At 62.0% G+C, this 9,683-nt stretch carries 10 protein-coding genes; 6 read left to right on the top strand and 4 right to left on the bottom strand.

Annotated features, from left to right (window positions below; genetic code table 11):
* Positions 1 to 90: 90 nt before the first annotated feature.
* Positions 91 to 738, bottom strand: a complete 648-nt coding sequence (locus tag ACW9I6_RS26930; protein WP_003211232.1) for a YceH family protein — start codon at positions 736 to 738, stop codon at positions 91 to 93.
* A gap of 126 nt (positions 739 to 864) precedes the next feature.
* Here ACW9I6_RS26930 and ACW9I6_RS26935 point away from each other — a divergent pair, with 126 nt between their 5' ends.
* Positions 865 to 1,374 carry a DUF1993 domain-containing protein gene (locus tag ACW9I6_RS26935; RefSeq protein ID WP_003211233.1) on the top strand — a complete coding sequence of 170 codons (510 nt, stop codon included), beginning with the start codon at positions 865 to 867 and terminating at the stop codon, positions 1,372 to 1,374.
* Between the two features lie 69 nt (positions 1,375 to 1,443).
* Here the strand turns inward: ACW9I6_RS26935 and sstT are convergent, their stop codons facing one another.
* Positions 1,444 to 2,664 (bottom strand): serine/threonine transporter SstT, encoded by a 1,221-nt coding sequence (gene sstT / locus ACW9I6_RS26940; RefSeq protein ID WP_457340035.1) that lies wholly within the window; start codon positions 2,662 to 2,664, stop codon positions 1,444 to 1,446.
* A 214-nt stretch (positions 2,665 to 2,878) separates the two neighbouring features.
* Here sstT and ACW9I6_RS26945 point away from each other — a divergent pair, with 214 nt between their 5' ends.
* Positions 2,879 to 4,033 (top strand): MFS transporter, encoded by a 1,155-nt coding sequence (locus tag ACW9I6_RS26945; RefSeq protein WP_457340036.1) that lies wholly within the window; start codon positions 2,879 to 2,881, stop codon positions 4,031 to 4,033.
* Between the two features lie 4 nt (positions 4,034 to 4,037).
* Here the strand turns inward: ACW9I6_RS26945 and nhaR are convergent, their stop codons facing one another.
* Positions 4,038 to 4,940, bottom strand: coding sequence for a transcriptional activator NhaR (gene nhaR, locus ACW9I6_RS26950; RefSeq protein ID WP_457340037.1), 903 nt, complete (start codon positions 4,938 to 4,940; stop codon positions 4,038 to 4,040).
* A gap of 134 nt (positions 4,941 to 5,074) precedes the next feature.
* Here nhaR and ACW9I6_RS26955 point away from each other — a divergent pair, with 134 nt between their 5' ends.
* The 4 genes from ACW9I6_RS26955 (at position 5,075) to mnmH (ending at position 8,335) form a co-directional block, all read left to right on the top strand.
* Complete coding sequence (locus ACW9I6_RS26955) at positions 5,075 to 5,338, top strand: hypothetical protein (protein ID WP_177021650.1); 264 nt, start codon at positions 5,075 to 5,077, stop codon at positions 5,336 to 5,338.
* Between the two features lie 28 nt (positions 5,339 to 5,366).
* Complete coding sequence (locus ACW9I6_RS26960; RefSeq protein ID WP_087694101.1) at positions 5,367 to 6,113, top strand: TerC family protein; 747 nt, start codon at positions 5,367 to 5,369, stop codon at positions 6,111 to 6,113.
* Positions 6,114 to 6,197: 84 nt separating this feature from the next.
* On the top strand, positions 6,198 to 7,232 hold the full coding sequence (gene selD, locus ACW9I6_RS26965) for a selenide, water dikinase SelD (RefSeq protein ID WP_003211248.1): 1,035 nt from the start codon (positions 6,198 to 6,200) through the stop codon (positions 7,230 to 7,232).
* A complete protein-coding gene (gene mnmH / locus ACW9I6_RS26970) occupies positions 7,232 to 8,335 on the top strand; it encodes a tRNA 2-selenouridine(34) synthase MnmH (protein WP_102604856.1) in 1,104 nt (367 codons plus the stop codon). Before selD ends, mnmH begins: the two co-directional genes overlap by 1 nt.
* A gap of 129 nt (positions 8,336 to 8,464) precedes the next feature.
* On the opposite strand, the gene ACW9I6_RS26975 is transcribed toward mnmH, so the two are convergent.
* Positions 8,465 to 9,520 (bottom strand): permease, encoded by a 1,056-nt coding sequence (locus ACW9I6_RS26975; RefSeq protein ID WP_003211251.1) that lies wholly within the window; start codon positions 9,518 to 9,520, stop codon positions 8,465 to 8,467.
* Positions 9,521 to 9,683 lie beyond the last annotated feature (163 nt).

Genomic DNA, 9,683 nt, shown 5'->3' on the forward strand with positions numbered 1-9,683 from the left:
ACGCACTCCAGCGGGAGCAAGCTCCCTCGCCACAGCAAGCTCCCTCGCCACAAAAGCTCCATCACCACAGAAGCTCACTCTCCACAAACATTACTCGAGCCGCGAAAGGCGCTCTTCCAGCGCCGCAATCCGCGCTTCCAGCTCTTCGATACGCTCCAGGGAAACCCCACTTCCCGCACCACGCTCCACCGGATTCCCACGCGCCGCCAGGATCGCTTCAATGTCCGCCGGGTCGCCCAGGGCGTGCATGTACCGATCTTCCCGCTGCCCCGACTGACGCGGCACCAACAACGCCAGCCCACGGGCAATCAGGCGTTCCAGTTGATGCACCACCTGCTCGGCGTCTTCAAAGTCATGCATGCGCCCGCTGCGGGTCAGCAGTTCGTTGACCGTCTGCGGCCCCCGCAGGAACAGCAACCCGCTGAGAATCACCTGGGCCGGCACCAGCTCCAGCGCCTTGTCCACCCGATGCTCCCAGCGGTCGGCGCGGCTGCCCATCACCAGCCGGGTAAACCCGCGGCCTTCCAGGGCCCGCAGGCTCTGGCCAACCTGGCCCTGGCTGAGGTTCATCACCGGTTCGCGGCTGGTTTTCTGGTTACAGGCGATCACCAGCGCGTTGAGGGTCAACGGGTAGGTTTCGGGGCTGGTGGCCTGTTTTTCGATCAGGCAGCCAAGGATGCGGATTTCCGTGCTGTTCAGGCGCGGTTCTTCGGAAGTGGTGTCGTGCTCGGTGGTCATCGCGCTTTCCCTAATGCAGTGAGCTCACTAGCCTAATCCTGAAAAAATAAAAGACAAGCGGCGCCGGTGGCCGGCATGTCTATAATCGCGGCTGTTTCAAACCCTGCCACAACTGTCGAGACTGTCATGACTATTTCCCTGTACGCCGCTTCCCTCCCGGTCTTCAAGCAAATGCTCAACGCCCTGAGCGATGTGCTGAACAAGGCCGAGGCCCACGCCACCGCCAAGAACATCGACCCGAACGCCTTCCTGCAGGCACGCCTGTACCCGGACATGTTCCCGCTGGTGCGCCAGGTGCAGATCGCCGTCGACTTCGCCAAAGGCGTTTCTGCCCGCCTGGCTGAAATCGAAGTTCCGAAATACGACGATACAGAAGTCACCTTCGCCGACCTGCAAGCGCTGATCGCCAAGGTCCTGGCGTTTATCGACACCATCACCCCGGCCCAGGTCGACGGTAAAGAAGGCATCGAGATCATCACTCGCCCTGGCACCCCGAAAGAGAAGCGCTTCAGCGGCCAGTCGTACCTGCTGAGCTACGGCCTGCCGCAGTTCTTCTTCCACGTCACCACCGCTTACGCCTTGCTGCGTCACAACGGCGTGGAAGTGGGCAAGCGCGACTACATGGGCGCGTTCTAAGCCTTGTAATAAAAAAGCTCGGGGCGGTTCATTCACGAACCGCCCCGGGCTTTTTTGTGCGCGCAAGGTCTACGCGGCTTGTTCTTCCTTGCCCAGGCACGCGGCAGCGGTGAACAACACGTCGGTGGACGAGTTCAGCGCGGTCTCCGCCGAGTCCTGCAACACGCCGATGATGAAGCCCACGGCCACCACCTGCATGGCGATTTCGCTGGGAATGCCGAACAGGCTGCACGCCAGCGGGATCAACAGCAGCGAGCCCCCGGCAACCCCCGACGCGCCGCAGGCACACACCGCCGCGACCACGCTGAGCAGCACGGCGGTGGGGATGTCCACGGCAATGCCCAGGGTGTGCACGGCGGCCAGGGTCAGCACGGTGATGGTGATGGCAGCGCCGGCCATATTGATGGTGGCGCCCAGCGGGATCGACACCGAGTAGGTGTCTTCATGCAGGCCCAGGCGCTTGCTCAACGCCAGGTTGACCGGAATGTTGGCCGCCGAACTGCGGGTGAAAAACGCGGTGATCCCGCTTTCCCGCAGGCACATCAGCACCAGCGGGTAAGGGTTGCGGCGCAGCTTCCAGAACACGATGGCCGGGTTGATCACCAGCGCGACGAACAGCATGCAGCCGATCAACACCAGCAGCAGGTGTGCGTAGCCCAGCAGGGCGCCGAAGCCGGACGTGGCGAGGGTCGAGGCCACCAGGCCGAAAATCCCCAGGGGCGCGAAGCGGATCACCATGCGCACGATCAGCGTGACGCCGTTGGACAGGTCGCCCAGTACGGTGCGGGTGGTGTCGCTGGCATGGCGAATGGCGATGCCCATGCCGATGGCCCACGCCAGGATACCGATGAAATTGGCGTTCATCAGGGCGCTGACCGGGTTGTCCACCACGCTCAGCAACAGGCTTTGCAACACATCACCGATACCGCCGGGAGGGCTCACGGCCACATCGTGGGTGGCCAGCACCAGCGAGGAGGGGAACAGTGTGCTGGCGATCACCGCGACCACGGCGGCAGCGAACGTGCCCAGCAGGTACAGGAACAGGATCGGGCGGATATGGGTTTCCTGGCCGTGCTTGTGGCTGGCAATCGAGGCCATTACCAGCACAAATACCAGGATGGGCGCGACGGCCTTGAGCGCCGAGACAAAGACCTTGCCAATAAACCCGGTAGCTTGTGCGACGTCGGGCAACAGCAGGGCCAACAGGATACCGGCGATCAGGCCGATGACAATTTGGGTGACCAGGCTGATAGATATCAGGCGTTGAAAGAGGGAAGGGGCAGCAGTCATAAAGAGGTTGTCTCTGGTTTTTTTAATAGATGCAGCTAGGCAGCATGAATCTGGCAGGGGCGAAGTCTAACATCTGTAGGAAACGTCTAATCTGGGTGCGGCGTTCCGTCACCACGATGGGACACATTCTGTTAACATTGCCCATCCTCTTATTTCTTCTCTATCAGCGGGCCCTCCGGGCTGTCGTTGATGTCGTTGTTTTCTGGAGTTTTTGATGCTGTTTCCGATCCTGCTGTTGTCGGCAGCCGGTTTTACCGTGCTGACCACAGAGTTCATCATCGTCGGCCTTTTGCCTTCCATCGCCCGCGACCTCGACGTGAGCGTGTCCCAGGCCGGTTTGCTGGTGACGTTGTTCGCCTTCACCGTGGCGGCGTTTGGCCCGTTCCTCACCGCATATTTCGCCCGGTTCGAGCGCAAGCGGCTGTTTATCACGATCCTGATCATGTTCGGCCTGGCCAACACTCTGGCGGCGATGGCCTCGAATATCTGGGTCATGTCCCTGGCCCGGTTGATCCCGGCACTGGGGCTGCCGGTGTTCTGGGCCCTGGCCAGCGAAACAGCGGTGGACATTGTCGGGCCGGACTTCGCCGGCCGCGCGATTGAAAAAATCGGCTTCGGCATCGTGTGTGCCACGGTCTTCGGGATCCCGGTGGGCACGCTGATTTCCGATATGTTCGGCTGGCGCACCGCCTTTGGCATTCTCGCGGTGGTGGCGTTCGCCAAGGCCCTGCTGCTGTTTATCTACCTGCCGAGGACCCGGGCAAAGCACGACCAGGTCAGCCTGCGCTCGCAGTTCAAGATCTTGCGCAGCCCGCTGATGCAGGGCCATATCCTGCTGTCGATCCTGGTGTTCAGCGGGATGTTCACCGCCTACACCTACCTGGCAGACATTCTCGAACGCCTGGCGGGTTTTGACGGCACGGTAGTGGGCTGGTGCCTCATGGGCTTTGGCGCGGTCGGCCTGATCGGCAACTCTTTGGGCGGGCGCATGGTCGACCGTCATCCGCTGATTGCGTCGATGGTGTTCTGCGGTTTCATGATCGCCGGCATGGTGGCACTGGTGCCCGCCATCCATTCCACGATCGGGTTAGCGGCGGCGATGGCGGTATGGGGCGTGACCCAGGCGGCATTGTTTCTGGTCAGCCATGTGCGACTGATGAAGGCCGCACCCCATGCGCCGGCGTTTGCCGCCTCTTTGAACATTGCCGGGGCCAACCTTGGGATTGGCCTGGGGGCGCTGGTGGGCGGGCACGTGATCGACACCCTGGGCCTGGGCAGCCTCGGGTTTGCCGCGGCGGGCTTTATCCTGTTGTCGATCCTGCTGGCGCTGTGGCTGATGACTGCCAAGACCCGCGCCGTCTGCGCCTGAGCCTTCAGGGCAGGGAAGTGAACAGCTCCCGTCTGGCACCTTCGGTAATCGCCACGATGCCGGGGTGCTTGACCTTGCGCTCCACCGAGATTGCATAAAACGATTCGGTCACCGCATCCGTCTGGCCGATCAGCGCCACGCCATACTGGTGTTCCACCTCGTCGGCAATCACGCTCGGCGCGATGAAAATCCCGCTGCCGGATTGGCCAAAGGCCTGCATCAACGCACTGTCGTCAAATTCCCCGACAATCCGAGGCTGGATCTGCTGCTCGGCAAACCAGCGCAGCAAACGGCTGCGCACCACCGTCTCCGCCCCCGGAATCAACAGCGGCGCACCCTGCAGGCATTGTGGGAAATCGCCGCGATGCTGGTCAGCCAATGCCTGGGTTGCGAAGAAACTGATGCCGCATTCCCCCAGCTTCTGGCTGTAGCCCTTGATGTCCAGGTGCGGCGGCATCGGACTGTCGGAGATCACCAGGTCCAGGCGCTGGATCGCCAGGTCCGCCAGCAAGCGTTCGAGTTTGTCTTCACGGCAGGTGATGCGGATCGGCTCGCTCAACTCCATGGTTGGCGCAATCAGCCGATAGACGATGGACTTGGGCACCACATCCGCGACGCCAACCCGGAACAGGATCTGCTGCTCATTGGGCTGGGTGCGCAACATCGCTTCAAGCTCATTGCCCAGCTGGAACATCTGCTCGGCATAGGGCAGCGCCTGGCGCCCGGCTTCGGTCAGCTCCAGCTGGCGCCCGACCTTCTGGAACAATGCCACGCCAAAGGTCTGTTCCAGCAGGCTGATCTGCCCGCTGATGGTCTGCGGCGTGAGGTTCAGTTGCTCGCAGGCGCGCACGATGCTGCCGGTCTTGGCGACGACCCAGAAGTAGTGCAGTTGTCGGTAATTGAGCATGGCGGCCAATACTTCGTGAAAACCGAAGTATAAACGAAAAAAATACGAATTTTCCTGAAGTGTTCCCCTGCATAGAATGCGTCGCTATCGAGGGGCCACTACTTGGACCCGACGGTTCTAACGAGGAACGCATCATGAAACTCAATCCCCTGGGCGCAACGGCGTTACTTGGGCTTTCATTAGTCATGCTCAGTGGCTGTGACCAAGCGGAAAAAAGCGCGCAACAACTGCTGGGCAAGGCCACCGAGTCGGCCAAGCAAGTGATTGACGACACCCACCAGGCCGCCGAGCAGGCGTTGAGTGACGCGACCAAGGGCTTGATCGCACCGCCGCAAGGCAAGCCGGACAAGCCGGAACAGGAAGACAGCAAGCCTGAGTCCACCTCCCAAGAAACCTGATACCCGCACACAACACCAGGAATGACCTATGGATTACCTTTTACAACTGGCCGCCAGCCCGACCGCGTGGATCGCACTGGCCACCCTGATCGTCATGGAGATCGTGCTGGGGATCGATAACCTGATCTTTATCTCGATTCTCACCAACAAGTTGCCGGTGAAGCACCGGGCCAAGGCCCGCCGCATCGGCATCAGCATGGCATTGATCCTGCGTCTGGGCCTGTTGAGCACCATCGCCTTTATCGTGCAGCTGACCGAGCCGGTCATCGACATCCTGGGGCAGTCGTTCTCCTGGAAAGACATGATCCTGATCGCCGGTGGCCTGTTCCTGGTGTGGAAGGCCACCACCGAGATCCATCACAGCATGGACCCCGAGAAGGAGCATGTGGACACCGGCGCGCCGAGCGTGACCCTGGGCTTCGCCTCGGCGATTGGCCAGATCCTGCTGCTGGACATGGTGTTTTCCATCGACAGCATCATCACCGCCGTGGGCATGACCGAGCACTTGCCGATCATGATCATTGCCGTGGTGGTCTCGGTGATCGTGATGCTGGTGGCGGCCGAGCCGCTGGCCAAGTTCATCAACGACAACCCGACCATTGTGATGTTGGCCCTGGGCTTCCTCATCATGATCGGTATGACGCTGATCGCCGAAGGTTTCGGCGCCCATGTGCCAAAAGGCTATGTGTATGCGGCCATGGCGTTCTCGGCGGCTATCGAATGCCTGAACATGATGCGACGCAACCGGCATAAACGGCTTGCTGCCAAACACTAAGGGCTGAACATAAAGGCCGACTGCATGCAGTCGGCCTTTTGCTGTCTGCTAGAATCCGCCCACTTGACGCCTTGAGGGATACCCATGAACGAGCCGATTCGCCTGACCCAATACAGCCACGGTGCTGGTTGCGGTTGCAAGATCTCACCTCAGGTACTGGAAGTGATCCTCGCCGGCAGTGGCGCACAGAACCTCGACCCCAAGCTCTGGGTAGGCAACGCTTCGCGCGATGACGCGGCGGTGTACGCCATCGACGAGGAGCGCGGCGTGGTGTCCACCACCGACTTTTTCATGCCGATCGTCGATGACCCCTTCGACTTCGGCCGCATTGCCGCCACCAACGCCATCAGCGATATCTATGCGATGGGCGGCGATCCGTTGATGGCCATCGCGATTCTCGGCTGGCCGGTCAACGTGCTGGCTCCGGAGATTGCCCGGGAAGTGATTCGCGGCGGCCGTTCCGTGTGTGACGCTGCCGGGATTCCCCTGGCCGGTGGCCACTCCATCGACGCCCCCGAGCCGATCTTCGGCCTGGCCGTCACCGGGCTGGTGGAAAAGCGCCACATGAAGCGCAACGACACCGCCACCGCCGGTTGCCAACTGTACCTGACCAAACCCCTGGGCATCGGCATCCTCACCACGGCCGAGAAGAAGGGCAAGCTGCGCGAGGCCGACGTGGGCCTGGCCCGTGACTGGATGTGCACCCTCAACAAACCCGGCAGCCGTTTTGGCAAGCTGGCCGGTGTCACGGCCATGACCGACGTCACCGGTTTCGGCCTGTTGGGCCACCTGGTGGAAATGGCCGACGGCAGCCAATTAACTGCCCGCATCGAATACGAAAAAGTCCCACGCCTGCCCGGGGTTGAGTACTACCTGGAACAGGGCTGCGTCCCCGGCGGCACCTTGCGCAATTTCGACAGCTACGCCAGCAAGCTGGGGCGCCTGAACGAACTGCACAAGCGCGTGCTGTGCGACCCGCAAACCAGCGGCGGGCTGCTGGTGGCGGTCACCCCCGAAGGCAATGCCGAATTCCTCGCCGTGGCGGCGGAGCTGGGCCTGAACCTTGAGCCGATCGGCGAACTGGTTGAGCGACAGACCAACGCGGTAGAGGTGTTCTGATGCCCATCGACATCACCGATTACCGCGATATCTTTCTCAACGACCGGCCGATGATGGATACCCGCGCGCCGATCGAGTTCATCAAGGGCGCGTTTCCCGGGGTGGTCAACCTGCCGTTGATGACCGACGACGAGCGCGAACGGGTGGGCACCTGTTACAAGCAGCAAGGCCAGCAGGCGGCCATTGTTCTCGGGCACGAACTGGTGTCCGGGGCGATCAAGGCCGAACGTATCGAACACTGGGCGCGTTTTGCCCAGGCCAATCCGGATGGTCTGCTGTACTGCTTTCGCGGCGGGATGCGTTCGCAGATTGCCCAGCAATGGTTGAAAACCGAGGCGGGTATTGACTATCCGCGAGTGGGCGGTGGCTACAAGGCCATGCGGACTTTCCTGCTCGACACGGTTGAAAGCGCCACCGCGCAATGCGACTTCGTACTGTTGGGTGGCATGACCGGTACCGGCAAGACCGAAGTGCTCGGCCAGTTGAACAACGCCCTGGACCTGGAAGGCCACGCCAACCATCGCGGTTCCAGCTTCGGCAAACGCGCCACGGCGCAACCTTCCAACATCGACTTCGAAAACCGCCTGGCGGTGGACCTGCTGAAAAAGCGCGCCGCCGGTATCGAGCAGTTTGTGGTCGAGGATGAGAGCCGCATGATCGGCAGCTGCGCGCTGCCGTTGCCCTTGCACAAAGGCATGCAGGGCTTCCCGATGGTCTGGCTGGAAGACAGCGTTGAAGGCCGGGTGGAGCGCATCCTGAAGGATTATGTAGTGGACCTCTGCGCCGAGTTTGTCGCGGTGTTTGGCGACACTGGCCAGGAACTGTTTGCCGAGCGCCTGACCCAGAGCCTGGCCAATATCCACAAGCGCCTGGGCGGCGAGCGGTTTGCGCGGTTGCACGCGATCATGCAGGAAGCATTGGCAGAACAAGCCAGCAGCGGCGCGGTGGATTTGCACCGCGGCTGGATTGAAGGGCTGTTGCGTGAGTACTACGACCCGATGTATGCGTTCCAGCGGGAAAGCAAAGGCGCACGCATCGAGTTTGCGGGAGAGCAAGCGGCGGTGGTGGAGTATTTCCGGGACAGGCTCGCTCGGCGTACGTGATTGATTGAGTTTGCCGGCCCCTTCGCGAGCAAGCCCGCTCCCACATTCGACCGCATTTATCCTGTAGGAGTGCAGTCAAAGTTTGGGAGCGGGCTTGCTCGCGAAGAGGCCCTCAAACTCACCCAATCACTACAGGATAAACGCCCCGATCAGCCCACACACCACCCCCATCAGCATCGTCAGCCCGGCCACGGTCACCAGCACCCGCGCATCGAAATCCTTGCGCAGCATCAGCAGCGACGGCAGGCTCACGCTCGGCAGTGTCATCAGCAAGGCCACGGCCGGGCCGGTGCCCATGCCGAGGGTCATCATGGTCTGCACGATGGGGATTTCGGCGGCGGTCGGGATCACGAACAACGTGCCGACAATCGCCAGAGGCACCAGCCACACCAGGCTGTTGGCCATGGCGCCGTCCACGTGGGGAAACAGCCAGACCCGCGCCGCGCCAAGGATAAGCACCGCCAGGATGTACACCGGAATCGTGCTCCAGAACAGCTGCCACAGGGTGCGCAGCCAGCGGGTCAGGAACGGTTCGGTTTCGGCATGGCTGGCCTGGGCCACGGCGTCGAGCGCGGCTTCCGGTACCTGCTCCGGCCGCGCGATGCGTTGCGCCACCAGCGAAACACCCACCACCAGCACGATCCCGGCCACCAACCGCAGCGCGGTAAAGCCCCAGCCCAGCACAAAGCCCATGAACACCAGTGTCGCCGGGTTCAGCACCGGGTTGGCAATCCAGAACGCCAGCGCCGCGCCGACCGAGACTTTCTGCCGACGCATACCGGCCGCCACCGGAGCGGCGCAGCAACTGCACATCATCCCCGGCAGGGCGAACAGCCCGCCACGCAGGGTAGATCCCAGCCCGGCACGGCCAAACAGGCGCAGCAGCCAGTCCCGTGGGATCAGCACCTGCAGCAATGAGCCGAGAATGACCGCCAGCACCGCAGCCTTCCAGATCGCCAGGAAATACACCTGGGCATAGGCCAGCGCCGCGGCCAGTGGCGCGCTTTGCTGGTCGTTGAGAATCGAGGCGCCGATGCTGTGGTTGTCTGCCGCGATAAACGCCTTGGCGTAGTAGGGCGACCATTTCACGTAGTAGAGGCCGACGCAGGCCACCAGCAGGAACAGCGCTGGTTTCCACCAGAAGGACCAGCCCCGGGCAGGCTGGGTGGAGGAGAGGTTGGACATGTAGATGATCCGCAGGTGAGTCAATAGCGCAACATCATACGCTGTACAAGGCCGCCTCCGAAGCACTGTGCGAGAGAGCTTGCTGTGGCGAGGGAGCTTGCTCCCGCTGGAGTGCGAAGCGCTCCCAGAATTTTGGGGCCGCTTCGCAGCCCAGCGGGAGCAA

It is taken from the genome of Pseudomonas sp. SDO5522_S412 (assembly GCF_054071215.1).

Coding starts and splice junctions, on each gene's coding strand:
- ACW9I6_RS26930 (WP_003211232.1), bottom strand. CDS start 738: ATGACCACCGAGCACGACACCACTTCCGAAGAACCGCGCCTGAACAGC.
- ACW9I6_RS26935 (WP_003211233.1), top strand. CDS start 865: ATGACTATTTCCCTGTACGCCGCTTCCCTCCCGGTCTTCAAGCAAATG.
- sstT (WP_457340035.1), bottom strand. CDS start 2,664: ATGACTGCTGCCCCTTCCCTCTTTCAACGCCTGATATCTATCAGCCTG.
- ACW9I6_RS26945 (WP_457340036.1), top strand. CDS start 2,879: ATGCTGTTTCCGATCCTGCTGTTGTCGGCAGCCGGTTTTACCGTGCTG.
- nhaR (WP_457340037.1), bottom strand. CDS start 4,940: ATGCTCAATTACCGACAACTGCACTACTTCTGGGTCGTCGCCAAGACC.
- ACW9I6_RS26955 (WP_177021650.1), top strand. CDS start 5,075: ATGAAACTCAATCCCCTGGGCGCAACGGCGTTACTTGGGCTTTCATTA.
- ACW9I6_RS26960 (WP_087694101.1), top strand. CDS start 5,367: ATGGATTACCTTTTACAACTGGCCGCCAGCCCGACCGCGTGGATCGCA.
- selD (WP_003211248.1), top strand. CDS start 6,198: ATGAACGAGCCGATTCGCCTGACCCAATACAGCCACGGTGCTGGTTGC.
- mnmH (WP_102604856.1), top strand. CDS start 7,232: ATGCCCATCGACATCACCGATTACCGCGATATCTTTCTCAACGACCGG.
- ACW9I6_RS26975 (WP_003211251.1), bottom strand. CDS start 9,520: ATGTCCAACCTCTCCTCCACCCAGCCTGCCCGGGGCTGGTCCTTCTGG.